Source organism: Shinella sp. R2-11 (genome assembly GCF_055330205.1).
The window spans coordinates 87,543-112,181 of sequence record NZ_JBVAPC010000004.1; the positions used below are offsets into that span (position 1 = coordinate 87,543).

Below are 24,639 nucleotides of genomic sequence, written 5' to 3' on the forward strand. Positions count from 1 at the left end.
GACATGACGCCCCGCATTACCATCGCCGGCCGCGAAATCGGTCCCGCCTACTCGCCCTACATCATCGCCGAGCTCTCCGCCAACCATAACGGCAGGCTCGAAACGGCGCTCGCCATCGTCGAGGAGGCGAAGAAGACGGGGGCGGACGCCATCAAGCTCCAGACCTATCGCCCCGATACGATCACCCTCGACAGCGAGGCGGAGGAGTTTCAGATCCGCGGCGGCCTGTGGGACGGAAAGAGCCTGTACAAGCTCTACGAAGAGGCCCACATGCCGTGGGAATGGCACAAGCCGCTCTTCGAGCGCGCGCGCGCCCTCGGGATCACCATCTTCTCGTCTCCCTTCGACAACACGGCCATCGATCTTCTCGAAGACCTCGGCGCGCCGGCCTACAAGATCGCCTCCTTCGAGGCGGTGGACCTGCCGCTTATTCGTTACGCGGCATCGACGGGCAAGCCGCTGATCATCTCGACCGGCATGGCCGATGCGGAGGAGATCGGCGAGGCGCTGCAGGCCGCCCGTGACGGCGGCGCGAAGGAGATTGCCGTCCTGCACTGCGTGAGCGGCTATCCCGCTCCGGCCGAAGACTACAACCTGCGCACGATCACCGACATGATCGGCCGCTACGGCGCCGTCACCGGCCTGTCCGACCATACGCTCGACAATGTCACCGCCATTGCCGCCATCGCCATGGGTGCCTCCATCGTCGAGAAGCACTTCACCTTGGATCGCTCGGGCGGCGGCCCGGACGACAGCTTCTCGCTGGAGCCGGCGGAAATGGCCGCTCTCGTGCATGGCTGCAAGACGGCATGGAGCGCACTCGGCGCCGTGAACTATGCCCGCAAGTCGAGCGAACAGGACAACGTCAAGTTCCGGCGCTCCCTGTACTTCGTCAAGGACATTGCCGCCGGCGAGACGATCACGGAAGACGCCGTCCGAAGCGTTCGCCCGGGCTTCGGCCTGGCGCCGAAGCACCTCGACCGCGTCCTCGGCCGGAAGGCCGCGCGTGCGATCGGCAGGAACACGGCCGTCACCTGGGAAAGCGTCGGGCTGGCTGAGTAGGCCGAAGGCCTTTCAGTCCCTCAAAGCTCCACCAGCCCCACCTTCTTGACCTGCCGGATCGTCAGCATCGTCCGCACCGTGTCCACCTGCTGATTGGCGGTGAGTTCCTCGATGACGAAGTCCTGGAAGCGGGTGAGGTTTTCGGCGACGCAGTGGAGCAGGAAGTCGCTGTCGCCGGAGACCATCCAGGCCTGGCGGACCATCGGCCATTCGCCGGTCGCGGCAGCGAAGGCCTTGAGGTTGGCTTCCGACTGGTGCTTGAGGCCGACCATGCAGAAGGCGACGAGGTCGTAGCCGAGCGCGGGGGCGTTCAGCATCGCCGTGTAGCCCTCGATGATGCCCGCCTCCTCCAGCTTGCGCACGCGGCGAAGGCAGGGCGGGGCGGAAATGCCGGCCCGGGCGGCCAGCTCCACATTGGTCATCCGGCCATCGGCCTGCAGTTCCTTCAGGATGCGGATGTCGATGGCGTCGAGTTCGGCACGAAACATGGGAGCTTTTGAAACCTTTCGGAATGGCGACCGGAAGTAACCCGAATCGCCGTATTGGCGCAACATTGTTACCCCAAGCGGCACAAATATGTCACGGGGCTTTGCTTGTCTGTTGGCAAACCGCCGCGCGCTCTTGAAACTCCCTCGACTCCCCTCATAAATGAGGATCGAACAAAGACACGCTGGCCCTGCCATGCGCGAGACCGCGCGGAGGGCCGATTGGGGCGATGGCCCCGGAAGGAACGACCATGTCCGCCCGCCCTGCTTCCCGCCACGTCAAGGTGCTGATCATCGGCTCCGGGCCTGCCGGCTACACTGCCGCCATCTACACCGCCCGCGCCATGTTGGAGCCGGTGCTGATCGCCGGCATGGAACAGGGCGGCCAGCTCATGATCACCACGGATGTGGAAAACTATCCGGGCTATGCCGATCCGGTGCAGGGCCCCTGGATGATGGAGCAGATGCTCAAGCAGGCGGAGCATGTCGGCGCCGAGATCGTCAACGACCTCGTCACCAATGTCGACCTCGACGTACGCCCCTTCCGCATCTCCACCGACAGCGGAACCGAATGGACCGCCGACGCGCTCATCATCGCCACCGGCGCCAAGGCCAAGTGGCTCGGCATCGACACCGAGCACAAGTTCATGGGCTTCGGCGTTTCGGCCTGCGCTACCTGCGACGGCTTCTTCTATCGCGGCAAGGACGTCATCGTGGTCGGCGGCGGCAATTCGGCCGTGGAGGAAGCGCTCTACCTCGCCAACCTCGCGAAAACCGTGACGGTCGTGCACCGCCGCGATTCGTTCCGCGCGGAAAAGATCCTGCAGGAGCGCCTGTTCGCCAGGGAGAACGTCAAGGTCGTCTGGGACCATGAGGTCGTCGAATATCTCGGCGCAGAGCCCAAGCCCCCGATGCCGGCCTCCGTCAACGGCGTGACGCTGCGCAACGTGAAGACCGGCGAGACGCGCGACGTGGAAACGGACGGCGTCTTCGTCGCCATCGGCCATGCGCCGGCGGTGGAGCTCTTCAAGGGCAAGCTGCGCCAGAAGCCGAACGGCTACCTCTGGACCGCGCCCGATTCCACCGCGACGGACGTGCCGGGCGTTTTTGCCGCAGGCGACGTCACGGACGACATCTATCGCCAGGCGGTCACGGCCGCCGGCATGGGCTGCATGGCGGCCCTCGAAACCGAAAAATACCTTGCAGGTCATATGCCTGTCGCAATTGCGGCCGAGTAGAAGCCGCCAACAAAGGGGGGCGGATTCGCATCCGACCTCCCGCGTGGGAACAGTAGTATCAGCGACCGGGCGGGAGGCACACACTCCCGGCCGCACAGACATATGGGGGATAGAATGCCGCTCGATTGGGACAAGCTGCGGATTTTTCATGCCGCGGCCGAGGCCGGCTCGTTCACGCACGCCGCAGACAAGCTGCACCTGTCTCAATCGGCCATCAGCCGCCAGGTGAGCGCGCTGGAGCAGGATGTCGGCATCAAGCTCTTCCACCGCCATGCCCGCGGCCTGATCCTCACCGAGCAGGGCGAGATCCTCTATCGCGCCGCCCACGACGTGCTGATGAAGCTCGAAAGCGTGCGCGTGCAGCTGACGGAAAACACCGAGAAGCCGAGCGGCAAGCTGCGCATCACCACCACCGTCGGCCTCGGCCAGGGCTGGCTGACGGACAAGGTGCAGGAATTCCTCGCGCTTTACCCGGACATGCAGGTGCAGCTCATCCTCGACAACGAGGAGCTGGACGTGAACATGCGCCATGCCGACTGCGCCATCCGCCTGCGCGAGCCGCAGCAGTCGGACCTCATCCAGCGCCGCCTGTTCACGGTGCACATGCACCTCTACGCCGCCCCCTCCTACATCAACCGCTACGGCGAGCCGCAGTCGATCGACGATCTCGACAACCACAAGATCATCACCTTCGGCGAGCCGGCGCCGAGCTACCTGCTCGACGTCAACTGGCTGGAGATCGCCGGGCGCGATTCCGACAATCCCCGCCCCTCCGTGCTGCAGATCAACAGCCAGACCTCGATCAAGCGCGCCTGCCTCCTCGGCATCGGCATCGCCATGCTGCCGGACTACATCGTCGGCCGCGACCCGGGACTTATCCAGCTGCCGGTGAGCGCCGATATTCCCTCGTTCGATACCTATTTCTGCTATCCGAGCGAGATGAAGAATGCGGCAAAGCTCAAGGTTTTCCGCGACTTCATCGTCGCCAAGGCGCGCAACTGGAACTTCTGAGGACGGTTTTCGGCAAGGCCTGCGCCCCGCGCATGGCTGGCATGCACATTAAAAGATTGATGCGTGCCCAAAAAACCAGCATATGGCGCGCAGCTGATGCATTTCGGTGGCTTTTTCCTCCCAGTGCCACCGCACCAGCTGTTCCCCTCTGGAGGTTTAATTACCTTCAAAACTATAAAGGGCCCAGGTTGATCTTGTGGCCCTCTTTTTTTGCCTTCCGTTCGCCGGAACGGAATTTCCACCCTCCCCGGAAAACTTGGCAAGCGCTTCTCTTGAAGAATGCCGGCCCCTCCCCCATATCTAAAACAGCCGGCGCATCCGCGGTCTTTCTCCTCCCAGCACCGCGCGCTGGCTGTTCCCCTCTGGAGGTTTTTGACCTTCAAACTTGCAGGGCCCGGGCTTCGCTCGTGGCCCTCTTTTTTTGCCCGCGCCTCTTGTATCGCCGAATGGCGAACCCGATATCGAGATCAGACGATATAACCATCGCCGGATCACGATAGAGATGACCACGCTCGACACCGACGAAATCCTCAAGGCCCTCGCCCATCCCAAGCGGATGGAGATTCTCGGCTGGCTGAAGGAGCCGCGGCGGCATTTCGCCGGGCAGGAGCATCCGCTGGAATTCGGCGTCTGCGCCGGCCAGATCGAAAAGCGCTGCGATCTTTCGCAGTCCACCGTTTCCGCCCATCTCGCCACCCTCCAGCGCGCCGGCCTCGTGACGACGCGCAAGGTCGGCCAGTGGGTGTTCTTCAAACGCGACGAAGAAAAGATCGCGGCCTTTCTCCACCACATCAACGGCGCCCTTTGAGCAAGTCCGGCTTCCGCCGGCCCTTGCCGCAGACGGTGTCACATCTCCCAGCCAGAACAAGGATCCTTCCATGACCTCGCTCTTCGACCCCATCAGGATCGGCGATATCCAGCTCGCCAACCGCATCGTCATGGCACCGCTGACGCGCAACCGGTCGCCGGGCGCCGTGCCCAACACGCTGAACGCGACCTATTACGAGCAGCGCGCCTCCGCCGGCCTCATCATCACCGAGGGCACGCCCATCACCCAGCAGGGCCAGGGCTATGCCGACGTGCCCGGCCTCTATACGCCGGAAGCGCTCGCCGGCTGGCGGCAGGTGACGGACGCCGTGCACAGGGCCGGCGGCAAGATCGTCGTGCAGATGTGGCATGTCGGCCGCGTCTCGCATGAGAGCCTCCAGCCGAACGGCGGCAAGCCGGTGGCCCCCTCCGCCGTCATCGCCAGGTCCAAGACCTATCTCATCAATGCCGACGGCAGCGGCGCCTTCGCCGAGACCTCCGAGCCCCGCGCCCTCGACCGCGCCGAGCTTGCCGGCATCGTGGAGGATTACCGCCGCGCGGCCCGCGCCGCGATCGACGCCGGCTTCGATGGCATCGAGATCCATGCCGCCAACGGCTATCTCATCGACCAGTTCCTGCGCTCCGGCAGCAACAGGCGCACGGACGACTACGGCGGCTCCATCGAGAACCGCGCCCGCTTCCTCTTCGAGGTCGTCGACGCCATAGTGGCCGAGATCGGCGCCGGCCGCACCGCCATCCGCATCTCGCCGGTGACGCCCGCCAACGATGCCTTCGACCCGGAACCGCAGCCGCTCTTCACCCATGTCGTCGAGGGCCTTGCCAGGCACGGCCTCGCCTATATCCACATCATCGAAGGCGCGACCGGCGGCCCGCGCGATCACCAGCAGGGTGACAAGCCCTTCGACTACGAAGCCCTGCGCGCGGCCTACAAGGCGGCCGGCGGCAAGGCCGCCTGGATGGTCAACAACGGCTACAACCGGGAACTGGCCATCGACGCCGTGGAGGAAGGCCGGGCCGACCTCGTCGCCTTCGGCAAGCTCTTCATCGCCAACCCCGACCTCGTGGAGCGGCTGAAGAACGACACGGTGCTCAACCCGCCGGACAAGGACACGTTCTACGGCGGCGGCGCCAGGGGCTATACGGACTATCCGGCCCTCGAAAACGTCGCCTGATCAAGGCATCCCCGAAAGAACCATGCAGAAACGCCCGCGGTTTTCTCCCCGCGGGCGTTTCCTTTTTGCGGGTCTTGGCTACATCTACGCAAGATGCAACCACAGGGAGCCGCCTGCCCATGCTGTCCAGCCTGCTGAAGGAACGCTTCCTGTTCGTCGGCCTTGCCGCCGCCATCCTCGCCTATGCGAGCGAACACAGCCTGCTGGAGATGGGCCGCCTGCCGGTGCTGGCGGCCGCCTTCGCCCTCGTCGTCGCGATCGTCCTCGTTTCCACCCGCATCGCCCACCACGCGGAAATCCTCGCCTCCAAGGTCGGCGATCCCTATGGCACGATGATCCTCACCCTGTCGGCGGTGCTGGTTGAGGTGGTGATCCTCGCCATCATGATGCAGGGCGAGACCTCGCCGACGCTGGTGCGCGACACGATCTACGCGGCGGTGATGCTGGACATCAACGGCATCCTCGGCCTTGCCGCCCTCCTCGGCGGCATCCGCCACGGCGAGCAGCCCTATAACGACGATTCGGGAAAGACCTACGGCGTGATGATCCTGACCGCCATGGGCATCTCCATGGTCGTGCCGGAATTCGTGCCGCGCGAAAGCTGGCACCTCTATTCCGCCTTCACCATCGGCGCGATGATCGCGCTCTATGCGCTCTTCCTGCGCATGCAGGTCGGCGCGCATTCCTATTTCTTCAGTTACGCCTATCCGCGCGCCGGGCGGAAGGAGGCCCACGAGAGCACGGAGCCGGAGGAAGACGAGCCGGCCGGCCTGTCCATCGCCGTCATCGTCATCGGCGTGGTGCTGATCGGCGCGCTCGCGGAAGTGATGTCGGTGCTGCTCGGCGCCGGGCTCAAGGGCTCCGGCGCGCCCCCGGCGCTGATGGCCGTGATCGTCGCCGCGATCTCCGCCGCGCCGGAAATACTGACGGCGCTGCGCGCCGCGCTCGCCAACCGCATGCAATCGGTCGTCAACATCGCCATGGGCGCCTCGCTCTCGACGGTCATCCTCACGGTGCCCGTCATGGAGGCCATCGCCCTCTATACCGGCCAGCCCTTCATCATGGCCATGTCGCCGACGCAGACCGTCATGGCGACGATCACGCTGATCGCTGCCGCCATCAACCTCAACGACGGCGAGACGAACGCCATCGAGGGGATGACGCATTTCATCCTCTTCGCCACCTTCGTCATGCTGACCTTGATCGGCCTTTAGCGGCGCATGCCGCCGACATGGTACTCGCCGGGACCGTTGCGCATGGAGCGGTACTTCTCGGGATTGTTGAAGAAATAATCCCAGACCGACATCATGGCCGGCCGCTCGCTGACCACGATCTTGCCGCGCGGCGCTTCCTCGCTCCGTTCGCCATAATTGTCGGCGGCAAACGCGGAGGTCGCCGCGGTGAGCGCGAGAAGGGCGACGAGTGAGAGAGACGTGGCTTTCATGAGGCTGCTCCGGTGTTTCCGTATCGCTTCATTATATCGGGAACGAAGGCGAAAATTTCACTGGCGGAAACAAAAAACCCGCCGTCTCCGGCGGGTTCTCGTTCACGAAGTGAAATGGCTTACTTGCAGGCCGCGCAGAAGCGCTGGATGCGCTTGCAGGCTTCTTCCAGCTGCGCTTCCGAGGTCGCATAGGAGATGCGGAAGTTCGGGCCGAGGCCGAAGGCCGAGCCGTGCACGACGGCGACGCCTTCGGCTTCCAGCAGTTCCGAGACGAAGTCCTCGTCCGTCTCGATGACCTTGCCCGACGGCGCGGTCTTGCCGATCAGGCCCTTGCAGGACGGATAGACGTAGAAGGCACCTTCCGGCGACGGGCACTCGATGCCGGTCGCCTGGTTGAGCATGGAGACGACGAGATCGCGGCGGCCCTCGAAGATCTTCTTGTTTTCCGGGATGAAGTCCTGCGTGCCGTTCAGCGCCTCGACGGCCGCCCACTGGGCGATCGAGCAGGCGCCCGACGTCTGCTGGCCCTGGATCATGTCCATGGCCTTGATGAGGGCGAGCGGACCGGCCGCATAGCCGATACGCCAGCCGGTCATCGCATAGGCCTTGGAAACGCCGTTCATGGTCAGCGTACGGTCGTAGAGGCCGGGCTCGACCTCGACCGGGGTGGCGAACTTGAAGTCGCCATAGGTCAGGTGCTCGTACATGTCGTCGGTCAGCACCCAGACATGCGGATGGCGCATCAGCACGTCCGTCAGCGCCTTCAGCTCGTCGTGGCTGTAGGCCGCGCCCGAAGGGTTGGACGGCGAATTGAAGATGAACCACTTGGTCTTCGGCGTGATCGCCTTTTCAAGGTCTTCCGCCTTCAGCTTGAACTTGTTTTCCTGCGTCGTGGCGACGAAGACCGGCGTGCCGCCGCACAGCGAGACCATTTCCGGGTAGGACACCCAGTAAGGTGTCGGGATAACGACTTCATCGCCCGGATTCATCGTCGCCATGAAGGCGTTGAAAAGAATCTGCTTTCCGCCCGTGCCGACGATCGTCTGCGCGGCGGTGTAGTCGAGATTGTTCTCGCGCTTGAACTTCTTGACGATGGCTTCGCGCAGTTCCGGAATGCCGGCAACCGGCGTGTACTTCGTCTCGCCGCGGTTGATCGCCTCGATGGCGGCCTGCTTGATGTTGTCCGGCGTGTCGAAGTCCGGCTCGCCCGCGCCGAGCCCGATGACATCGCGGCCTTTCGCTTTCAGCTCGCGCGCTTTCTGGGAAACGGCGATGGTGGCGGAAGGCTTCACACGGGAAAGAGCGTCGGCAAGAAAGGCCATGATGGAGATGTCCTCATCGGGTTCAAAGACGGCTTGAGGCCATGGACCCGGAGCGCGGGCTCCATAGCGGTTAGGTCTATGTCGAATGTGGGCCGGTCTTGCAAGCGCGAAGGGCGAAAAAAGCGGGAAATGCGGGCGACACCGCAAAATTTCATGGGCGCCATCAGCGATGCGAATGGATCGCCGCACCACCATGCAACCGTCACACCAGAAAGTTGAGGCCACGGGAAACACCGAAAATTTTTACGCGAAAGATTAATCCCGCATTAACGGCTCGGCCCTATTATTTCATCACGACATCGTTCCAGCGGATGGTGCGCTGCATGAGCGAAAGAAGCATCTTCTCCAATCTCGTCCGCCAGCCGGACGGCGCCTTCAGCGCGATCTATGGCCCCTACCTGCTGCAGTCCGCCCTCCAGCCGATCTTCTGCGAGCATCAGGACGGGCACCTGCAGATCGCCGCCCTCAAGGGCCTGATCCGCGCCAGCATCAAGGGCGAGCCCATCGCCCCGACGGATTTCTTCCGCACGGTGCCGGAAGAGGAGCGCGCGGCGGTGGATGGCCTATGCCGCAGCCTGCACATCCTCAATACGGGCGCGCTCGGCCGGCAGGGCATCGCGCTCCTGGTCAATTTCCAGACCGGATTCTACGGCACGCCCCAGGCGATGCGCCAGGAGGTCGAGCGGCTGCGGCTCGCGGCCCATCAGGCCGGCATGGCGCCGGAGGCCATCGCCTGCGAAATCCACGAGCACCCGCTGGACGATCCCGACGGGCTGGCGGAATTCGCCGCACGCCTGCATGAAAGCGGCTTTTCCATCGCCATCGACGACTATGCCGGCGAGGACCGCGACCTTGACCGCCTGGAGCGCCTGCGCCCGCAATTCGTGACCTTCGACACGGCATGGCTGCACGGCTTTGCGGAAAACTCCGCGGGCCTCGCGCTGCTGCGCATCGTCGTCGGCCAGCTCGCCCAGAAGGGCATAAGCGCCATCGTCGCCGGCATCGAGGAGCCGGAGATGATCGCGCTCTGCCGCGAGATGGGCGGGCCGCTGATGCAGGGCTATCTGCTGGCCCGGCCGGAGATCGCCCCGACGAGCTTCAACACGGCCTTTCCCGAGACCGGGGAACCGCCTTCGCGGATGCCTGCGGAGGCCACCCATGCCCCGGCGGAAACCCACCCCCAGCGCCCCGCGCGCCAGTTCGGCAGGAGGGGCGTCTAGAACGGCGCGAAGCGGCCGTCTATTCGGCCGAACATGCTGAAAATCCGTCTTTTTTACCATGCCATCTTTTCGCCGCAATAAATGCCGTGCCTTGCCGCAATTCGGTCCTTGTCGCGCCGATTTCGGCAGGCCTTTTCGTACTGCAACGGGAAAAAACCGAGACAGGGGAAAAACGATGTTTCTCGACGAAGACAAGATCGGCAGATCGCCAAAGGCGCGGGAATCGCGCGCCATGTTCCTGATCGCCATGACGGCGCTGGCCGCCTGCGTGGTCATGGTCGTCGGCCTCATGTCGCCGCCGGCCGTCGCCGTCGACACGATCAAGACCTCCAGCATCGAAAAGGCCGCGCCCCAGGTCGATCCCGCGCAAAAGGTCGAACCCACGCAAAAGTGAGCCGCGCTTTCGCGTCTTCCTGCCCCCTCCGGCCCGAACGCTCTTGAAAGCCGCCCGCGTCTGGGCCAGTTATCGGCACAAGGATGGGAGACGGGCATGCGACAGGAAAAGACCTACCGGAAAAGCGCTTTGGCGGTCACCGCCGCGGCATTCCTCCTCGCCCTTGCATTCTCCCCTGCCCCTTCCGCCGCTGAAACCCGTCATTTCCCCAGCAAGAAGGCCGAGCTTTCCGTCGAGACCGTGGCGACGGGCCTCAGGAATCCCTGGTCCGTGGAAGTGCTGCCCGATGGCGCCTATATCGTCTCCGAAAAGGGCGGAACGCTCCGCCTGATCCGCGACGGCCACATTTCCGCGCCGATCAGCGGCGTGCCGGAAGTGGCGACAAACGGCCAGGGCGGCCTGCTCGACATCGCGCTCGCGCCGGATTTCGCGGCGAGCCGCACCCTCTTCCTCACCTACAGCGCCCGCGGCAACGGCGGCATCGGCACCGCCGTCGCGAGGGCCCGGCTTTCGGACGACGGCACGAAGCTCGAAGACACGACCCGCATCTTCCTGATGAACCGCCTCACCGGGCGCGGCGAGCATTTCGGCTCGCGCATCGCCATCGCCAGGGACGGCAGCCTGTTCTTCGGCATCGGCGACAGGGGCGACGGCGCCCGCGCGCAGGATCCGCGCGACCATGCCGGCTCCATCCTGCACATCAATCCCGACGGCAGCCCCTTTGCCGGCAATCCCTTCCGCGGCAGCTCGGAGGGCCTTGCGGAAATCTGGTCCAAGGGCCACCGCAACCCGCAGGGGCTGACCATCGACCCCAAGGACGGCACCCTGCTCAGCGCCGAGCACGGCGCGCGCGGCGGGGACGAGATCAACAACCCGCAGCCCGGCCGCAACTACGGCTGGCCGCTCGTCTCCTACGGGCGGCACTATTCGGGCGCGGAATTCGACCTCGGCTCGTCCGCCGCGGGTTACGAGCAGCCGCTCTACTACTGGGACCCGTCCATCGCACCGGGCGCCATCGCCGTCTATCGCGGCGCGATGTTCCCGGAATGGGATGGCAACCTCATCGTCGCCGCCCTGAAATACCAGCTCGTCGCCCGCCTCGAACGGGACGACAGCGGCGCCATCGTCGCCGAGGAACGGATGCTCGCCGGCGAATATGGCCGCATCCGCGACGTGGTCGTCGCCCCGGACGGCGCTCTCCTGCTGCTGACGGACGATGCCGACGGTGCGCTCTTGCGCGTTTCCCGCGTCACCACCACGGACTGAACCCGCGCCCCTTGCCTGAAAGTCGAGCACCTGCTAGCAGGGCCGCGGGCGCGTTGACGCCCGCCTATCTCCCATCACAGGGTCAAGAGACATGACGCGCGTTCAGGCGAACCTTCTCCTGTTGCTGGCCGGCGCCATCTGGGGCGCGGGCTTCATCGCCCAGTCGACGGCGATGGAGACGCTGGGGCCGATCTGGTTCATCGGCCTGCGCTTCATCCTCGCCACCGTCGTCGCCGCGCCCTTCGCGCTGTGGGAAAAGGCCCGCGCGGCAGGCCCCCTTCGTCGGCGCGACCTTGCCGGCTTCGTGCTGACCGGCATTGCGCTCTTTGCCGCCGCCGCCGCGCAGCAGATCGGCCTCCTGACCACCACCGTCACCAATTCCGGCTTCCTCACCGGCCTCTATGTCGTCTTCACGCCGATCCTCACCGTGCTGGCGCTGCGCCGCCGGCCGCACTGGGTCGTCTGGCCCGCCGCGCTCATGGCCTCCTTCGGCATCTTTCTCCTATCGGGCGGCGCGCTCGCGGCGCTGACGGCCGGCGACATGCTGACGATCCTGTGTGCCGTGCTCTGGTCGGTGCAGATGATCTGCGTCGGCGTCCATGCGGCCCGCTCCGGCCGGCCGCTCGCGCTTTCCCTCGTGCAGTTCGCCGTCTGCGCGGTGCTCGGCTGCACGGCCGGCTTCCTGTTCGAGCCCGTGAGCCTCGCCGCCATCAAGGGCGCGCTGCCGGAAATCCTCTATTCCGGCCTGTTCTCCAGCGGCATGGCCTTCATCTTCCAGAACGTCGCCCAGCGCTACACGACCGCCCCGCAGGCCGCCATCTTCCTTTCCAGCGAGGCCCTGTTCGCCGCCGCCTTCGGCGTGATGCTGCTCGGCGAGACGATCACGCCCGCCGGCTATGCCGGTTGCGCCATCATCTTCGCCGCCATGCTGGCGGTCGAGCTCGTGCCGGAGCTGCTGCGTCCCCGCCGCGCGAACGTCGCCGTGGAGGCCTGAAGCCGTCCGTCAGGCCGGAACGCGGACCGTCGCGCGCAGGCCGCCGAGCGGGCTGTCGGAAAGCGTGACGTCGCCGCCGTGGCTGCGCGCGATGTCGCGAGCGATGGCAAGGCCGAGGCCCGTGCCGGATGCGTCGAGATTGCGCGCCTCGTCGAGACGGAAGAACGGCTTGAAGACATCCTCGCGCGAGCGTTCGGGAATGCCCGGGCCGTCGTCGTCCACGGTGATCGTCAGCCATTTGGCGCTGTGCCGCGCCTCCACTCGCACCGTCTTGGCATAGCGGAAGGCGTTCGACACCAGATTGCCGATAAGGCGGCTGAAGGCGTTCGGGCGGGCCACCACCTCGTCGTCGCCGTCGATCTCGCTGCTGAAGGCGCGCTCGTGCAGCTCGGCCTCCATCGCGAGCCGCTCGAAGAGGTCGGAAAGCCGCAATTCGCCGACATCCTCCTCCGCGTCACCCCGGGCGAAGGAAAGATAGCCCTCCAGCATGCTCTGCATGTCCTCGACGTCCTTGTGGAGGCCCTGCAGGTCCGGATTGTCGCCGGCAAGCGCGAGCTGCAGCTTGAAGCGGGTGAGGATGGTGCGCAGGTCGTGGCTGACCCCGGTCAGCATGGCGGTGCGCTGCTCCATCTGCCGCTCGATGCGCTCACGCATGAGGATGAAGGCAAGGCCGGCGCGGCGCACCTCGTTGGCCCCGCGCGGCGCGAAGCCCTCCGGCATCTTCTGTCCCTTGCCGAAACTCTCCGCCGCCTGCGTCAGCGTCAGGATCGGCCGGATCTGGCCGCGCAGGAAGAGGATGGAGATGCCGATCAGCACCAGCGACGTGCCGACCATCCAGAGCAGGAAGATATGCGTGTTGGACGCATAAGCCTGGTTGCGCCGCGCATAGACGCGCAGCACCTTCTTGTCGAGCAGGATGCGGACTTCGACGACGCCGCTGTCGCCGACCGTGTCGATCCAGAACGGCCGGCGGATCTGGCGGACGATCTCGTCGCTGAGGATCTCGTCGAGAATGTTGAAGAAGGGTTTCCGGCGCGGCGGCGGCAGCTCCGTGCCCGGCTCGATCGATACGATCAGGTCAAGCCGCTCGCGCGCGATGCGGATGATCTGGGCGTAGGCCGGGTCTTCCGGATAGGTATCGATGAGGTCGATGATCGCCGCGATGTCGCGCGTGACCGCCTGTGAAAGGCGCTGCGTGACGAGCTGCCAGTGGCGCTCCATGAAGACGAAGGCGACCACCGCCTGCAAGAGCACCATGGGCAGGATGATGATGAGGAGGGACCGGGCGTAGAGACCTGTCGGCATGCGGCGGCGCAGCCAGCGGGCGAAGCGCCGCCAGCCGGCGAGCGGCGCGCGTTCGAGGTCCCGCCGCAATGTCTCGAAAGTGGTCATCGGACCGCGCTTTCCGCCGGGCGTTCCACGCTCAGCCCTGTTCCACGCTCAGCCGGTAGCCGATGCCGCGCACCGTCTGCAGCCAGACCGGGTTGGAGGGGTCCTCCTCGATCTTGCGGCGCAGCCGGTTGATCTGCACGTCGATGGTGCGCTCGCCGACCTCGGTCTCCTCGCCGATCAGTTCGTGCCGCGGGATCGTCTCGCCGGCGCGCAGCGAGAAGAGCAGCATGATCTCCTGCTCGCGGTCGGTGAGGCGGATCGGATCGCTGCCGCGCTTCAGCTCCTTGCGCACGATGGAGAAGGTGTAGGGGCCGAACATGACCTGCTCGATCTTCGGCGTTGCCGGCGTGGCGTTGCGCTTCAGGATATTGTTGATGCGCAGCACCAGTTCGCGCGGCTCGAAGGGCTTTGACAGATAGTCGTCCGCCCCCGCCTCCAGTCCCTCGATGCGCGCCCGCGATTCGGCAAGCGCCGTTAGCATCAGGATCGGCACGGGACGGATCTCGCGCAGGCTCTTCGTCAGCGAAAGCCCGCTCTCGCCGGGCATCATCACGTCCATGATGATGAGGTCGAAATCGAGGCCGCGCAGCTTGCGGCGGGCCTCGTCGGCGTCGCCCGCCACCGTCACGCGAAAGCCCTCTGCCACCAGGTAGCGGTTCAGAAGCTCGCGGATGCGGGTGTCGTCGTCGACGACGAGAAGATGGGATGCATCGTCGGAGGGCGTACCGGCCGCGGTCATCGTCTTCACCTCCAGGGTCAAATTCTCAATCGTTCCGGGCGTTCTGCATGCCGGTGAGGAACCGGATCACCACCCGGCGGTCGCCCGCATTCATCTCCTCGAATGCACGGGCGATGCGGCGGGATTGCGGCTCGGCGAGCGCGAGCGCCAGTTCCCGTCCGGCCCTTGTCGGGTAGAGCTTGCGCTGGCGGCGATCCTCGGGGCCGGCCACCTGCTGGATATAGCCGGAATCGATGAGCTGCTTCAAGACGCGCGCAAGGCTCTGCTTGGTGATCTTCAGCGTGTCGAGCAGGTCGGCGACGGTCATGCCCGGCTCGCGGTTGACGAAGTGCACGACGCGGTGATGGGCGCGGCCGAAGCCGCTTTTCTCCAGGATGGCATCCGGGTCGGAAATGAAGTCGCGATAGGCGAAGAACAGGCCTTCGATGATCTCGAAGTCGATGCGGCCGTCGCCGGTCATGGCGTCCTCGTGCAGCGCGCCCAAGCCGTTCTTCTCCGGCGCCTGTCGAGCCACGTTGTCGTTTCCTTTCATGCCTTGCCGTCCCCATTTCGCGCCAGTGCCGGAGAATATCCGGAATTTCTCCTTGCCGGGCGCAAATTACGCTTCTGCCGTCTCTGGTTAGACCGTAACCGGCGGAACAATCAACTTGAAAGAAGAAAGGGAAAAAGCAAGGGGCGCGGCAGGCCGGGATGGCGCGCGCGGGCGGAAAAGGGTCCGCCGGGGAAAACGGCGGCCCTTGCGGGCCGCCTTTCTCGTTCAGGCCGCCTTCTTGCCGAGCACGGCGCCGACGATGGCGGTGAGCACGCCGCCGCCGACCAGACCGCCGATGCCATTGGCGACAAGGCCTGAAAGACCGGCTTCACCACCAACCATCTGCAGGAGAAGGCCGCCGCCGACACCGCCGATGGCCCCGACGATGGTTCGCACGATCACGCTCACGGCCACCTGTTTCAGGGCGGCGCCCGCGGCGTTGCCCCCGATGGCGCCGGCGATGAGCTGCGTGATGATGGGCATCAATGCTTCCATGACTTCCCCTCCGAAAGGTGCGCCCGGAATGAAGAGTGCTCCGGGACCGGACACCTGCCTCGTTGCCGGCCGCGATCTGGAGCCCGCGCCGGTGCCGAAAGACTCGGCTTCCCTAACGTGCGGAGAGTCTTGGCCGCTGTCAATTTATCCGTGCGCCTCCTGCACCGGAGTTTTATCCAACGAAAAGAGGCGGCCGCGATGCGGCCGCCCCTTCCTTCCCCGCGTTGGCTTGAGTGCCGCGGTTGTTATTCTGCTGCGATGACGCCACGGCGGATCTGGTCTTCCTCGATGCTCTCGAAAAGCGCGCGGAAATTACCCTCGCCGAAGCCTTCGTCACCCTTCCTCTGGATGAACTCGAAGAAGATCGGGCCGATCACGGTCTTCGAGAAGATCTGGAGCAGGATCTTCGTCATGCCGCCGTCGACGACGCCTTCGCCGTCGATGAGGATGCCGTGCTTCTTCATGCGCTCGACCGGCTCTTCATGGCCGACGACGCGCACATAGGAGCGGTCGTAGTAGTTGTCCGGCGGGCCGGGCATGAATTTCAGGCCGTTGCCGGCCAGCTTGTCGGTCGCGTCGTAGATCGCATCCGTGCCGACGGCGATGTGCTGGATGCCCTCGCCCTTGTACTTTTTCAGGTACTCGACGATCTGGCTCGTCTCGTCCTTCGATTCGTTCAACGGAATGCGGATCTTGCCGCAGGGCGAGGTGATGGCGCGCGATACGAGGCCGGTGATGCGGCCGTCGATGTCGAAGAAATGGATCTGCCTGAAGCCGAAGAGCTCGCGGTAGAAATCCCACCACTTGTCCATGTTGCCGCGATAGACGTTGTGGGTCAGGTGGTCGAGATAATAGAAGCCGACGCCCTCGGGCTTCGGATCGCGCGCGCCGGTCCATTCGAATTCGGCGTCATAGGCCGAGCCCTTGGCGCCATACGCCTCGATGAAATAGAGCAGCGAACCGCCGATGCCGACGATGGCCGGCACGTCGAGCGCCTTGTCGTCCCCTTCATAGGGCGTCGCGCCCTTGGAGACCGCATGTTCGAAGGCATGCCGCGCATCGACCACGCGCCACGCCATGGAGGCCGCGCAGGGACCGTGCACATCCGCGAATTTCATGGCATGCGAGCCGGGCTCGGCATTGACGAGATAGTTGACGTCGCCCTGCCGCCAGACGGAAATCGCCTTGCTGCGATGCATGGCGACCTTGCTGTAGCCCATGCGGGCGAAAAGCTCTTCCAGCTTTTCCGGTTCCGGATGGGCGAACTCGACGAATTCGAAGCCGTCGGTCCCCGCCGGGTTTTCCGCCGTGATCTCGGCCGGCGGTGCGTCATGCGGGAAAGGGCCCATCGTTCGTCCTCCTCGAAAATGATGTGAGGAACAGTATGGCGCGGTTTTCACGCAATGTGCGTGCATAGTGCTTGCGCTTTGGCAAATCCATGCAATGTTCGTGCACAGATACTCATTCAGGAGGGCAATTCGTGCAAATGGACGATTTCGACCGCAAGCTGCTGGCGCATCTGCAGGAGGATGCGCGCCTGACGAACAACGAATTGTCGGAGCGCATCAACCTCTCCCCCTCGCAATGCTCGCGCCGGCGCATCCGGCTGGAGGAGGAAGGCATCATCCGCGCCTACCGGGCCGAGCTCGACCGGGAAAAGCTCGACCTCGGCATCGTCATCGTCGTCACCGTGACGCTTTCCACGCATAACCGCGACAATGCGGTACGCTTCGCGCGGCTGATCTCCAACCTGCCGGAAGTGCTGGAAGCCTATTCGCTGACCGGCGAGATGGACTACATCATCAAGGTCGTCGTGCCGAACCTCAAGGCGCTCTCCGCCTTCGTCAACGACGTGCTGCTGCCGCACGAATCCGTCTCGCACGTCAAGACCGCCATCGTGCTCGACACGCTGAAGGAAACCACCGCCCTGCCGCTCTGAGCGCTGTTGCGCGAAAGCAACAGACGCCCGCCGCGCCCTGTTCCCGTTGGAACAGGGCGGATTCCTGCTTCGTTGTAGAAGAAATCGCATGGGGCCCGGAGCGGCCGGAAACAGCAGGAAGAACGATGCAAACGAACCCGAAGCCGCAGAACCCGGTCGCCAAGCGCCTCCGTCCCGTCGTCTATCTCTACGCCGCCTTCAACATCGCCGTGGCGATGCTGCTCTTCTCCACCGTCTCGCCGACGCTGGCGACCGGCCCGGCGCAGGAAATGGCGAGCGCCCGCTAGAACGGTTTCCTGCTCCAGTTCAGGCTTGGTCTTCGCCCGCGCTTGCGGCTATAGGGAAGCGACGAGCGGCAATCGAGCGAGGACCCCATGGGCATGCTTCAGGCGGGCATCATTCCCGTCACCCCCTTCCAGCAGAACTGCACCATCCTCTTCGACACCGAAACGAAGGAAGGCGTGGTCGTCGATCCGGGCGGTGACGTCGACGCGATCCTCAGGACCGTCGAGGAGAACGGCATCACCCTCAAGGCGATCTGGCTGACGCACGGCCATATCGACCATGCCGGCGGCGCCAAGGAACTGAAGGAGGCGCTCGGCCTCGACATCATCGGCCCGCACAAGGACGACCTGCAACTGCTGCAGCGGCTGGAGGCGCAGGCCTCCATGTTCGGCGTGCCGATAAAAGTCAGCAATGTCGTGCCGGACCGCTGGCTGGAGGACGGCGACAGGGTTTCCTTCGGCGACCACGAATTCGAGGTCTACCACACGCCCGGCCACGCGCCGGGGCATGTGATCTATTTCAACCGCAGCCAGGGTTTCGCCCATCTCGGCGACGTGCTGTTCCACGGCTCGATCGGCCGCACCGACCTTCCCGGCGGCGACCACCAGCAGCTTCTGGAATCGATCCGCGACAAGGTGTTTCCGCTGGGAGACGAGGTCGGCTTCCTGTGCGGCCACGGGCCGGGCGGCAGGATCGGCGAGGAGCGCCGGACCAATCCCTTCCTGCGCGGGCTGTAAGGGCGTGAAATCTCGCCGCAGACACGAAAAAGGCGGGTGCCGCGCGGCACCCGCCTTTCGATTCAAGCCGGCGGCCGATCAGCCGGCGGTGCAGAAATGCTCGCGGCCGTCATAGCCGACATAGGTGCCGCTGTTCGGGTCGAACGAGCGGTAACGCTGCGAGCAGAAGCGGTACCAGGACTGCGTCCAGGGCTCGTAGCTCGGAGCCTCGCGATAGATCACGCGGCGCTCGGGCTCGGGATAGTAATCCGGCTCGACATAGACACGGCGCTCTTCGTAACGCGGCTGCGAAGCGATCGCGCCGCCGATGATCATGCCGGTGGCAAGGCCGAGCGCGCCGCCCACGAGCGCGTCGTTGTTGTGATGATGGCGGCGATAGTAGGGACGAGGGCCGTTGCCCCAGTAGCCGTCACGGTCACGCGCTTCGGCAATGCCGGCGGTTGCGGTGATCATCGTGGCGGCGGCCACTGCAGAAAGCACGATGGCTTTGATGACTTTGTTCATGACCTTACTTCCTTTGGACGCCGGCTTGGCCGGTCGAATGATGCTACCAAACTAGAGAAACGAGGCTGAACGGAGGCTGAATGAAAAAACCCGGCATCTCTGCCGGGCTCCAACTTGAAAATCCTGAGAAAGTTCCGGCTCAGCCGGCGATCTGCAGGTTGACCGCCTTCGGGCCTTTGCCGCGGCGATCGGGTTCCGTGTCGAAGCTTACCTTCTGGTTTTCGGAAAGGCCGTTCAGGCCCGAAGCCTGCACGGCGGAGATGTGTACGAAGATATCCGCACCACCGTTGTCGGGCTTGATGAAGCCGAAGCCCTTCTCGGTGTTGAAGAATTTTACGATGCCAGTTTCGGCCATGCGTCAGGTCCTTTTCTCTCTGCCCGTATATTTGGCGGCGGGCAGCACATCAGTTTTGCCCCGTAGGGCGTTAGGCAGGCAGTTCTCGAGGTTGAGGAAAGGGTCCTGTTTTCACCGCAGCCAGCCAACCATATAGTCCAAGGACCGTCCAGATGTTGGCTGCCCGGAATTGTTTCGCGTCTCCGGCGCGCTTTTATTCAAGGTCTTCCCGTGTTCGCAAATTGCCCGAACGGCGCAAGAGTGATGTGTTTGCGACAAATTGGCAAGCAAAAGTTTTGATGCGCCCTTGCGATGCCTAACTTTGGTCAAATTCCGGGCGATTGCCGAAAAATCCCTCAGCTTCTACGGGCGTTCCGGTGCTATCGTATGATTTATATTGCGCCGCGGAAGAAGACGCCCGGCCCCTCCAGTATCGCCCGGATACCGTGAAGGAACGGCGGGCGGGTTGCCTTGCCCGCCCCTGTAACGGGCCCTGCGGCCGGGCAAGCGTACTTCACCGCCGCCCGGCCGGACCGGCCGGCGCCGCGGATACTCGCCCGCTCAGCACATCTTCTTGCCGTTCGGCACCGCCTGGCCGACGCCGGCAAGAACGATCGCGCCCGTCTCGTCCTCGAAGCCGAGGGTCAGCACTTCCGAGCGCACCGGGCCGATCTGGCGCGGCGGGAAATTGACGACGGCGAGCACCTGGCGGCCGACGAGCTCTTCCAGCGTATAATGCACGGTGATCTGCGCCGAGGACTTCCTGATGCCGATCTCGGGGCCGAAATCGATCTGCAGCTTGTAGGCCGGCTTGCGCGCCTCGGGAAACGGCAGCGCCTCGACGATGGTGCCGATGCGGATGTCGACGCGTTCGAAATCGGCGTAGGTGATGGTTTCGGTCATGACAAATTCCTGTCTGCAAGCCCCTCATCCGGCTGCTGCCACCTTCTCTCCGCAAGCAGGGAGAAGGGATATGCCGCACCGCTTTCCCGGATCGCCCCCAGTTCGTGGGGCACGTCCCCTCTCCCCGCTTGCGGAGAGAGGGTCAGGGTGAGGGGCAAACCGGTCATATGAAAGTTCAGCCCGCCAGTTCCTCGGCGCGCTTGCGGGCGCTCGCGATGGCCTTGTCGAAGAGCGGCTGCATGCCGTCCTCGGCCATCAGCACGGCGAGCGCGGCGGCGGTGGTGCCGCCCGGCGAGGTCACGTTCTGGCGCAGGCGGCTGGCGTCGTCGGGGGACTGGTGAAGCAGTTCACCAGCCCCCGCGACGGTTTCCCGTGCGAGCCGCATGGCGAGGTCCGCCGGCAGGCCGGCTTTGCGGCCCGCCTCTGCCATGCACTCGACGAGATAGAAGACATAGGCCGGCCCGCTGCCCGAGACGGCGGTGACGGCATCGATATCGGCCTCGCTCGCGACCCATTCGACCGGGCCGCTGACCTTGAGGAGGGAATGGACGAAATCGCGCTGCGCCGCGGTGACGCGCGCATTGGCGAAGGCCCCGGTGACGCCGCGGCCGATCATCGCCGGCGTGTTCGGCATGGCGCGAACGGTGGCGGCCGCGCCGAGATGGCTTTCCAGATTGGCGATCGTCTTGCCGGCGGCGACCGACACCACGACGGTCTCGGGCCCGACGAGCCCCTTCAGCGGCGGCAGGACCTGGTCCATCACCTGCGGCTTGACGGCGACGAAGAGGACGCCCGCCTTCACGCCCGCGGGCGCGGAGGTTTCATGGCGCGCGCCGTTATCGGCGATCAGCCTGGCCATGGCCGGCTGCGGGCCGGGATCGATGACGATGACGGACGAACCGGAAATGCCGCTCTTCAGCCAGCCCGAAAGCATGGCGCCGCCCATGTTGCCGGCGCCGATGAGAACGATGGGACCCGTCGCAGCCACCGCCATCCTCAGGCCTCCCCGACCGTTTCGAACAGCACGGCGTCGACGGCGGACTGGGCGTCCATGCCGGACCAGACGACGAACTGGAAGGCCTGGAAATAGGCCTCGCAGGATTCGAGCGCGCTGGAAAGCAGCACCTCGACCTGCCGGTTGGTCGGCTCCGCGCCGCCGGCCAGCAGCAGCGACTGGCGGAAGATCACCACGTCCTCGCGGCGCCACAGGTCGAAATGCCCCATGAGCACCTGGCCGTTCACATGCGAGAGCAGGCAGTGCACCTCGTTGACGCGGCTTTCGGGAACCTTGATGTCGAAGGCGCAGGCGAGATGCAGCGCCTCGAATTCCTCCATCCAGGAGAAGGAGACGTGATAGTCCGTCCACCTGCCCTCGACGGTCATCGCGATCTCGTCTTCGCCGGACCGCTCAAACGTCCAGTCATTGTTGGCTGCGACGAACTCGATCATGTCGACCGGGTTGGACTGGCGCCCGATATCCAATTCCATAAAGCTCATGCATCACCTTCAAGACCGGAAGGCATGCGCCGTCGCGCTCACACACACGACGCGGCAAACCGTACTCCGGATACAACACTGAATGATTGCTCGGCACTTTACGCAATCTGGACGACTTACCCTGCCCGAAGCTTGCGTTGCCCGTTTCGAATCATCATTTAAAATCAGTGTATAACGGCGGAGTCACGACGCCAGCCCCCGCCTTCCCGTTTTCCCCGGCCGGTTGTGGACAGAGGTTGTGAAAAAGATTCAGGTCGGTCGCTTAAGAGACTCTGCGAAAAGAGCTTTTCGGAAGTGTCCACAGGGGTAAAAAATTTATTAAAAAAAACGGTTGGCGCGATGTGAATCACGCCAACCGAGTCCTGTCGTTGAAAACCTGCCCTGAAACGGGTCAGCTACCCGCATTGAGGCGCGCTTCGAGGGCCTCGATGCGCTTCAGAAGCGCATCGTTTTCGTCCCGCGCCTTGATGGCCATTTCCCGCACCGCCTCGAATTCCTCGCGCTTGACGAGGTCCATGCCGTTGATGAAGCGCTCGGCCTGGGCGCGGAACACCGTCTCGGCTTCCTTGCGCACGCCCTGCGCGGCGCCGGCGGCATCGGTCATCAGCTTGGCGAAGTCGTCGAGAATGCGGTTGGCACCGGTGGTCATGGTCTGCCCTCCTGGGGGATCGATGGTCCTGGCGGGCCTGCCGCCCGCGTGCTGGAACTGAGGTAGGGTCTCGCGCCGCCGCTTGCAAGCGATTTCGGGGGGATTTCCGGGGCGGATTTCGGTGGATCGCGGCGCATCCGGACGCCGCGCGGCCATCGCATGCCATTTCTCGCCTTGACCCTGCCGCAAGCCCTCGCCATCTTCCGCGCAAATCAGGAATATCCGAGCCTTGACGAATATAGCGCAACTCTTCGCCATCATGCCCTATCCCGAGATCGATCCGATCGCCTTCTCGATCGGCCCGGTCGCCGTCCACTGGTACGGCATCGCCTATGTCGTCGGCATCATGCTGGGCTGGCTCTATGCCCGCCGGCTGATCGAGACGCAGCGGCTGTGGGTGGGCGAAGCGCCGATGACGCGCGCCATGCTCGACGACTTCCTCGTCTGGGCCGCCGTCGGCATCATCCTTGGCGGCCGCGTCGGCTATATCCTCTTCTACGATTTCCCGAATGTCGCCGCCGATCCGCTGCGCGCCATAAAGGTCTGGAACGGCGGCATGTCGTTCCACGGCGGCTTTGCCGGCACGACGCTCGCCATGATCCTCTTCGCCCGGCGCAACCGCATCCCGATCTGGAGCCTCTTCGACATCGTCGCCGCCGTGGTGCCGATCGGCCTGTTCTTCGGCCGCATCGCCAATTTCGTTAACGGCGAGCTGTGGGGCCGCCTGTCCGATGCGCCCTGGGCCGTCGTCTTCCCGGAAGCCGGCCCCTTCGCGCGCCATCCGAGCCAGCTTTACGAAGCGGGCCTCGAGGGCATTGTCCTGCTCGCCGTGCTGGCGCTCGCCATCTACCGCTTCGGCGCGCTGAAGCGGCCCGGCATCGTCACCGGCCTCTTTGTCTGCGGCTATGCGCTGTCGCGCATCGCCGTGGAATTCTTCCGCGAGCCCGACCCGCAGCTCGGCTATCTCTACGGCGGGTGGCTCACCATGGGCATGCTGCTGTCGCTGCCGATGCTCGTCGTCGGCCTGTGGGCGATCGTCCGCGCCCGCCGGGCCGAGCCCGCCAGGGCCTGAGCGGACCAACGCCCATGACGACGCCCCTCGCCCGCAAGATCAAGGCGCTGATCCGCACCAACGGCCCCATCAGCGTGACCGACTATTTCGCCCTGTGCCTCGCGGACCCCGCCTATGGCTACTACCGCACGCGCGACCCCTTCGGCGAGGCCGGCGATTTCATCACCGCGCCGGAGGTCAGCCAGCTCTTCGGCGAGATGCTCGGCGTCTTCCTCGTCCATGCCTGGCAAAGGCACGGTGCGCCCGAGACGGTGCGCATCGCCGAGATCGGCCCCGGCCGCGGCACGATGATGGCCGACATGCTGCGCGTCGTCTCCCGCATCGCCCCCGATCTCTACGAGAGCGCGACGATCCATCTCATCGAGACGAGCCCGAAACTGCGTACCGTCCAGCGCGAGACGCTCGGCACCCATGCCGCGCGCGTCGCCTGGCACGACAGTTTCGAGGAACTGCCGGAAGGCTTCGTGCTGCTCGCCGCCAACGAGCTCTTCGACGCAATCCCCATCCGCCAGTTCATCAAGACCGCCTCCGGCTTCCGCGAACGCATGGTCGGCCTCGATGCCGAGGACGAACTGACCTTTGCCGCGGGCGTCGCCGGCATCGACCCGGCGCTGCTGCCGGAGCATCACAGGACGGCCGAAAACGGCACGATCTTCGAGATCGCCCCGGCCCGCGAAGCCGTCATGGCGACGATCGGCGAGCGCATCGCCCGCTGCGGCGGCACCGCGCTCGTCATCGACTACGGCCATTTCGTCACCGGCTTCGGCGATACGCTGCAGGCCGTGCTGAAGCATGATTTCGACCCGCCGCTCGCCCATCCCGGCGAGGCGGACCTGACGAGCCATGTGGACTTCGAGCGGCTGGCGGGCGCCGCCGTCGGCGCGGGCCTTCATGTGCACGGCATGCTGCACCAGGGCGATTTCCTCGTCGGCCTCGGCATCGGCGAGCGCGCCTCCGCGCTCGGCCGCAACCGCGACGAGGCGACGCAGCAATCGATCCTTGCCGATGTCGACCGTCTCGCAGGTTCTGGCGCGGGGAAAATGGGCGATCTTTTCAAGGTGCTGGCCGTCGGCAGCGCGCCGCTCGCCCTCTTTCCGTTCCGTCAGCCCGATTGACACATAAGCC

General features: G+C 64.9%; 29 protein-coding genes. 15 read left to right on the forward strand and 14 right to left on the reverse strand.

Going from position 1 to position 24,639, the window contains the following annotated elements; genetic code table 11:
- Positions 1-3: 3 nt before the first annotated feature.
- Entirely contained in the window at positions 4-1,062 is a 1,059-nt protein-coding gene (pseI, locus tag ACZ1A1_RS12270) for a pseudaminic acid synthase (protein ID WP_463620183.1), read from the forward strand.
- Positions 1,063-1,082: 20 nt separating this feature from the next.
- Here the strand turns inward: pseI and ACZ1A1_RS12275 are convergent, their stop codons facing one another.
- Positions 1,083-1,550 (reverse strand): Lrp/AsnC family transcriptional regulator, encoded by a 468-nt coding sequence (locus tag ACZ1A1_RS12275; RefSeq protein WP_119257046.1) that lies wholly within the window; start codon positions 1,548-1,550, stop codon positions 1,083-1,085.
- A gap of 248 nt (positions 1,551-1,798) precedes the next feature.
- Here ACZ1A1_RS12275 and trxB point away from each other — a divergent pair, with 248 nt between their 5' ends.
- The 5 genes from trxB to ACZ1A1_RS12300 all read left to right on the forward strand — a co-directional run bounded on the left by trxB (position 1,799) and on the right by ACZ1A1_RS12300 (position 7,010).
- Positions 1,799-2,785, forward strand: coding sequence for a thioredoxin-disulfide reductase (trxB, locus tag ACZ1A1_RS12280; RefSeq protein WP_463620184.1), 987 nt, complete (start codon positions 1,799-1,801; stop codon positions 2,783-2,785).
- Positions 2,786-2,899: 114 nt separating this feature from the next.
- Entirely contained in the window at positions 2,900-3,796 is an 897-nt protein-coding gene (locus tag ACZ1A1_RS12285) for a LysR family transcriptional regulator VtlR (protein ID WP_119257044.1), read from the forward strand.
- Between the two features lie 502 nt (positions 3,797-4,298).
- Positions 4,299-4,604 (forward strand): ArsR/SmtB family transcription factor, encoded by a 306-nt coding sequence (locus tag ACZ1A1_RS12290; protein WP_463620185.1) that lies wholly within the window; start codon positions 4,299-4,301, stop codon positions 4,602-4,604.
- 70 nt (positions 4,605-4,674) lie between these two features.
- Complete coding sequence (locus ACZ1A1_RS12295) at positions 4,675-5,796, forward strand: alkene reductase (protein ID WP_463620186.1); 1,122 nt, start codon at positions 4,675-4,677, stop codon at positions 5,794-5,796.
- Positions 5,797-5,915: 119 nt separating this feature from the next.
- On the forward strand, positions 5,916-7,010 hold the full coding sequence (locus tag ACZ1A1_RS12300) for a calcium:cation antiporter (protein WP_463620187.1): 1,095 nt from the start codon (positions 5,916-5,918) through the stop codon (positions 7,008-7,010).
- Here the strand turns inward: ACZ1A1_RS12300 and ACZ1A1_RS12305 are convergent.
- The gene (locus ACZ1A1_RS12305; RefSeq protein WP_313193454.1) at positions 7,007-7,240 is read right to left on the reverse strand and encodes a hypothetical protein; all 234 of its coding nucleotides are present in this window, start codon (positions 7,238-7,240) and stop codon (positions 7,007-7,009) included. The two genes, ACZ1A1_RS12300 and ACZ1A1_RS12305, sit on opposite strands and share 4 nt — an antisense overlap.
- 119 nt (positions 7,241-7,359) lie before the next feature.
- On the reverse strand, positions 7,360-8,562 hold the full coding sequence (locus ACZ1A1_RS12310) for a pyridoxal phosphate-dependent aminotransferase (protein ID WP_119257040.1): 1,203 nt from the start codon (positions 8,560-8,562) through the stop codon (positions 7,360-7,362).
- A gap of 323 nt (positions 8,563-8,885) precedes the next feature.
- Between ACZ1A1_RS12310 and ACZ1A1_RS12315 the strand changes: the two genes are divergently transcribed.
- The 4 genes from ACZ1A1_RS12315 to ACZ1A1_RS12330 all read left to right on the forward strand — a co-directional run bounded on the left by ACZ1A1_RS12315 (position 8,886) and on the right by ACZ1A1_RS12330 (position 12,436).
- The gene (locus ACZ1A1_RS12315) at positions 8,886-9,782 is read left to right on the forward strand and encodes an EAL domain-containing protein (protein WP_463620188.1); all 897 of its coding nucleotides are present in this window, start codon (positions 8,886-8,888) and stop codon (positions 9,780-9,782) included.
- A 175-nt stretch (positions 9,783-9,957) separates the two neighbouring features.
- Positions 9,958-10,176, forward strand: coding sequence for a hypothetical protein (locus ACZ1A1_RS12320; protein WP_415213643.1), 219 nt, complete (start codon positions 9,958-9,960; stop codon positions 10,174-10,176).
- 96 nt (positions 10,177-10,272) lie between these two features.
- A complete protein-coding gene (locus ACZ1A1_RS12325; RefSeq protein WP_463620189.1) occupies positions 10,273-11,442 on the forward strand; it encodes a PQQ-dependent sugar dehydrogenase in 1,170 nt (389 codons plus the stop codon).
- Positions 11,443-11,533: 91 nt separating this feature from the next.
- On the forward strand, positions 11,534-12,436 hold the full coding sequence (locus ACZ1A1_RS12330) for a DMT family transporter (protein ID WP_463620190.1): 903 nt from the start codon (positions 11,534-11,536) through the stop codon (positions 12,434-12,436).
- A 9-nt stretch (positions 12,437-12,445) separates the two neighbouring features.
- Here ACZ1A1_RS12330 and ACZ1A1_RS12335 read toward each other — a convergent pair whose 3' ends face one another.
- From ACZ1A1_RS12335 to hppD, 5 genes are all read right to left on the reverse strand, one after another.
- Positions 12,446-13,828 carry an ATP-binding protein gene (locus tag ACZ1A1_RS12335; RefSeq protein WP_313193460.1) on the reverse strand — a complete coding sequence of 461 codons (1,383 nt, stop codon included), beginning with the start codon at positions 13,826-13,828 and terminating at the stop codon, positions 12,446-12,448.
- A gap of 31 nt (positions 13,829-13,859) precedes the next feature.
- Positions 13,860-14,567, reverse strand: coding sequence for a response regulator (locus ACZ1A1_RS12340; protein WP_415213647.1), 708 nt, complete (start codon positions 14,565-14,567; stop codon positions 13,860-13,862).
- Positions 14,568-14,592: 25 nt separating this feature from the next.
- Positions 14,593-15,027 (reverse strand): MarR family winged helix-turn-helix transcriptional regulator, encoded by a 435-nt coding sequence (locus tag ACZ1A1_RS12345; protein ID WP_203319779.1) that lies wholly within the window; start codon positions 15,025-15,027, stop codon positions 14,593-14,595.
- Between the two features lie 297 nt (positions 15,028-15,324).
- Positions 15,325-15,594 carry a hypothetical protein gene (locus tag ACZ1A1_RS12350; RefSeq protein WP_313193461.1) on the reverse strand — a complete coding sequence of 90 codons (270 nt, stop codon included), beginning with the start codon at positions 15,592-15,594 and terminating at the stop codon, positions 15,325-15,327.
- A 245-nt stretch (positions 15,595-15,839) separates the two neighbouring features.
- On the reverse strand, positions 15,840-16,943 hold the full coding sequence (gene hppD, locus ACZ1A1_RS12355; RefSeq protein ID WP_463620191.1) for a 4-hydroxyphenylpyruvate dioxygenase: 1,104 nt from the start codon (positions 16,941-16,943) through the stop codon (positions 15,840-15,842).
- Between the two features lie 137 nt (positions 16,944-17,080).
- Between hppD and ACZ1A1_RS12360 the strand changes: the two genes are divergently transcribed.
- The 3 genes from ACZ1A1_RS12360 to ACZ1A1_RS12370 all read left to right on the forward strand — a co-directional run bounded on the left by ACZ1A1_RS12360 (position 17,081) and on the right by ACZ1A1_RS12370 (position 18,555).
- Complete coding sequence (locus ACZ1A1_RS12360; RefSeq protein WP_313193728.1) at positions 17,081-17,533, forward strand: Lrp/AsnC family transcriptional regulator; 453 nt, start codon at positions 17,081-17,083, stop codon at positions 17,531-17,533.
- A 125-nt stretch (positions 17,534-17,658) separates the two neighbouring features.
- Complete coding sequence (locus ACZ1A1_RS12365) at positions 17,659-17,820, forward strand: hypothetical protein (RefSeq protein WP_313193463.1); 162 nt, start codon at positions 17,659-17,661, stop codon at positions 17,818-17,820.
- Between the two features lie 93 nt (positions 17,821-17,913).
- Complete coding sequence (locus ACZ1A1_RS12370; protein ID WP_463620412.1) at positions 17,914-18,555, forward strand: MBL fold metallo-hydrolase; 642 nt, start codon at positions 17,914-17,916, stop codon at positions 18,553-18,555.
- 78 nt (positions 18,556-18,633) lie between these two features.
- Here ACZ1A1_RS12370 and ACZ1A1_RS12375 read toward each other — a convergent pair whose 3' ends face one another.
- The 6 genes from ACZ1A1_RS12375 to ACZ1A1_RS12400 form a co-directional block, all read right to left on the reverse strand.
- Entirely contained in the window at positions 18,634-19,059 is a 426-nt protein-coding gene (locus tag ACZ1A1_RS12375; RefSeq protein ID WP_463620192.1) for a BA14K family protein, read from the reverse strand.
- Positions 19,060-19,198: 139 nt separating this feature from the next.
- Positions 19,199-19,414, reverse strand: coding sequence for a cold-shock protein (locus tag ACZ1A1_RS12380; protein WP_023515606.1), 216 nt, complete (start codon positions 19,412-19,414; stop codon positions 19,199-19,201).
- Positions 19,415-19,954: 540 nt separating this feature from the next.
- Positions 19,955-20,296, reverse strand: a complete 342-nt coding sequence (locus tag ACZ1A1_RS12385) for a tRNA-binding protein (RefSeq protein ID WP_463620193.1) — start codon at positions 20,294-20,296, stop codon at positions 19,955-19,957.
- Between the two features lie 175 nt (positions 20,297-20,471).
- Positions 20,472-21,290, reverse strand: coding sequence for a pyrroline-5-carboxylate reductase (proC, locus tag ACZ1A1_RS12390; RefSeq protein WP_463620194.1), 819 nt, complete (start codon positions 21,288-21,290; stop codon positions 20,472-20,474).
- A 2-nt stretch (positions 21,291-21,292) separates the two neighbouring features.
- Positions 21,293-21,793 carry a type III secretion system chaperone family protein gene (locus ACZ1A1_RS12395; protein ID WP_313193467.1) on the reverse strand — a complete coding sequence of 167 codons (501 nt, stop codon included), beginning with the start codon at positions 21,791-21,793 and terminating at the stop codon, positions 21,293-21,295.
- Between the two features lie 391 nt (positions 21,794-22,184).
- Positions 22,185-22,442 (reverse strand): accessory factor UbiK family protein, encoded by a 258-nt coding sequence (locus ACZ1A1_RS12400; protein WP_257948998.1) that lies wholly within the window; start codon positions 22,440-22,442, stop codon positions 22,185-22,187.
- A 259-nt stretch (positions 22,443-22,701) separates the two neighbouring features.
- On the opposite strand from ACZ1A1_RS12400, the gene lgt reads away from it, so the two are divergent.
- Both lgt and ACZ1A1_RS12410 read left to right on the forward strand, forming a co-directional pair.
- Complete coding sequence (lgt, locus tag ACZ1A1_RS12405; RefSeq protein WP_463620413.1) at positions 22,702-23,514, forward strand: prolipoprotein diacylglyceryl transferase; 813 nt, start codon at positions 22,702-22,704, stop codon at positions 23,512-23,514.
- Positions 23,515-23,528: 14 nt separating this feature from the next.
- Complete coding sequence (locus ACZ1A1_RS12410; RefSeq protein ID WP_463620195.1) at positions 23,529-24,629, forward strand: class I SAM-dependent methyltransferase; 1,101 nt, start codon at positions 23,529-23,531, stop codon at positions 24,627-24,629.
- The last annotated feature ends 10 nt before the right edge of the window (positions 24,630-24,639 follow it).

What these genes read in the sequence shown, in the direction of transcription:
- pseI (WP_463620183.1), top strand. Translation starts at nt 4, where the DNA reads ATGACGCCCCGCATTACCATCGCCGGCCGCGAAATCGGTCCCGCCTAC.
- ACZ1A1_RS12275 (WP_119257046.1), bottom strand. Translation starts at nt 1,550, where the DNA reads ATGTTTCGTGCCGAACTCGACGCCATCGACATCCGCATCCTGAAGGAA.
- trxB (WP_463620184.1), top strand. Translation starts at nt 1,799, where the DNA reads ATGTCCGCCCGCCCTGCTTCCCGCCACGTCAAGGTGCTGATCATCGGC.
- ACZ1A1_RS12285 (WP_119257044.1), top strand. Translation starts at nt 2,900, where the DNA reads ATGCCGCTCGATTGGGACAAGCTGCGGATTTTTCATGCCGCGGCCGAG.
- ACZ1A1_RS12290 (WP_463620185.1), top strand. Translation starts at nt 4,299, where the DNA reads ATGACCACGCTCGACACCGACGAAATCCTCAAGGCCCTCGCCCATCCC.
- ACZ1A1_RS12295 (WP_463620186.1), top strand. Translation starts at nt 4,675, where the DNA reads ATGACCTCGCTCTTCGACCCCATCAGGATCGGCGATATCCAGCTCGCC.
- ACZ1A1_RS12300 (WP_463620187.1), top strand. Translation starts at nt 5,916, where the DNA reads ATGCTGTCCAGCCTGCTGAAGGAACGCTTCCTGTTCGTCGGCCTTGCC.
- ACZ1A1_RS12305 (WP_313193454.1), bottom strand. Translation starts at nt 7,240, where the DNA reads ATGAAAGCCACGTCTCTCTCACTCGTCGCCCTTCTCGCGCTCACCGCG.
- ACZ1A1_RS12310 (WP_119257040.1), bottom strand. Translation starts at nt 8,562, where the DNA reads ATGGCCTTTCTTGCCGACGCTCTTTCCCGTGTGAAGCCTTCCGCCACC.
- ACZ1A1_RS12315 (WP_463620188.1), top strand. Translation starts at nt 8,886, where the DNA reads ATGAGCGAAAGAAGCATCTTCTCCAATCTCGTCCGCCAGCCGGACGGC.
- ACZ1A1_RS12320 (WP_415213643.1), top strand. Translation starts at nt 9,958, where the DNA reads ATGTTTCTCGACGAAGACAAGATCGGCAGATCGCCAAAGGCGCGGGAA.
- ACZ1A1_RS12325 (WP_463620189.1), top strand. Translation starts at nt 10,273, where the DNA reads ATGCGACAGGAAAAGACCTACCGGAAAAGCGCTTTGGCGGTCACCGCC.
- ACZ1A1_RS12330 (WP_463620190.1), top strand. Translation starts at nt 11,534, where the DNA reads ATGACGCGCGTTCAGGCGAACCTTCTCCTGTTGCTGGCCGGCGCCATC.
- ACZ1A1_RS12335 (WP_313193460.1), bottom strand. Translation starts at nt 13,828, where the DNA reads ATGACCACTTTCGAGACATTGCGGCGGGACCTCGAACGCGCGCCGCTC.
- ACZ1A1_RS12340 (WP_415213647.1), bottom strand. Translation starts at nt 14,567, where the DNA reads ATGACCGCGGCCGGTACGCCCTCCGACGATGCATCCCATCTTCTCGTC.
- ACZ1A1_RS12345 (WP_203319779.1), bottom strand. Translation starts at nt 15,027, where the DNA reads ATGACCGGCGACGGCCGCATCGACTTCGAGATCATCGAAGGCCTGTTC.
- ACZ1A1_RS12350 (WP_313193461.1), bottom strand. Translation starts at nt 15,594, where the DNA reads ATGGAAGCATTGATGCCCATCATCACGCAGCTCATCGCCGGCGCCATC.
- hppD (WP_463620191.1), bottom strand. Translation starts at nt 16,943, where the DNA reads ATGGGCCCTTTCCCGCATGACGCACCGCCGGCCGAGATCACGGCGGAA.
- ACZ1A1_RS12360 (WP_313193728.1), top strand. Translation starts at nt 17,081, where the DNA reads ATGGACGATTTCGACCGCAAGCTGCTGGCGCATCTGCAGGAGGATGCG.
- ACZ1A1_RS12365 (WP_313193463.1), top strand. Translation starts at nt 17,659, where the DNA reads ATGCAAACGAACCCGAAGCCGCAGAACCCGGTCGCCAAGCGCCTCCGT.
- ACZ1A1_RS12370 (WP_463620412.1), top strand. Translation starts at nt 17,914, where the DNA reads ATGCTTCAGGCGGGCATCATTCCCGTCACCCCCTTCCAGCAGAACTGC.
- ACZ1A1_RS12375 (WP_463620192.1), bottom strand. Translation starts at nt 19,059, where the DNA reads ATGAACAAAGTCATCAAAGCCATCGTGCTTTCTGCAGTGGCCGCCGCC.
- ACZ1A1_RS12380 (WP_023515606.1), bottom strand. Translation starts at nt 19,414, where the DNA reads ATGGCCGAAACTGGCATCGTAAAATTCTTCAACACCGAGAAGGGCTTC.
- ACZ1A1_RS12385 (WP_463620193.1), bottom strand. Translation starts at nt 20,296, where the DNA reads ATGACCGAAACCATCACCTACGCCGATTTCGAACGCGTCGACATCCGC.
- proC (WP_463620194.1), bottom strand. Translation starts at nt 21,290, where the DNA reads ATGGCGGTGGCTGCGACGGGTCCCATCGTTCTCATCGGCGCCGGCAAC.
- ACZ1A1_RS12395 (WP_313193467.1), bottom strand. Translation starts at nt 21,793, where the DNA reads ATGAGCTTTATGGAATTGGATATCGGGCGCCAGTCCAACCCGGTCGAC.
- ACZ1A1_RS12400 (WP_257948998.1), bottom strand. Translation starts at nt 22,442, where the DNA reads ATGACCACCGGTGCCAACCGCATTCTCGACGACTTCGCCAAGCTGATG.
- lgt (WP_463620413.1), top strand. Translation starts at nt 22,702, where the DNA reads ATGCCCTATCCCGAGATCGATCCGATCGCCTTCTCGATCGGCCCGGTC.
- ACZ1A1_RS12410 (WP_463620195.1), top strand. Translation starts at nt 23,529, where the DNA reads ATGACGACGCCCCTCGCCCGCAAGATCAAGGCGCTGATCCGCACCAAC.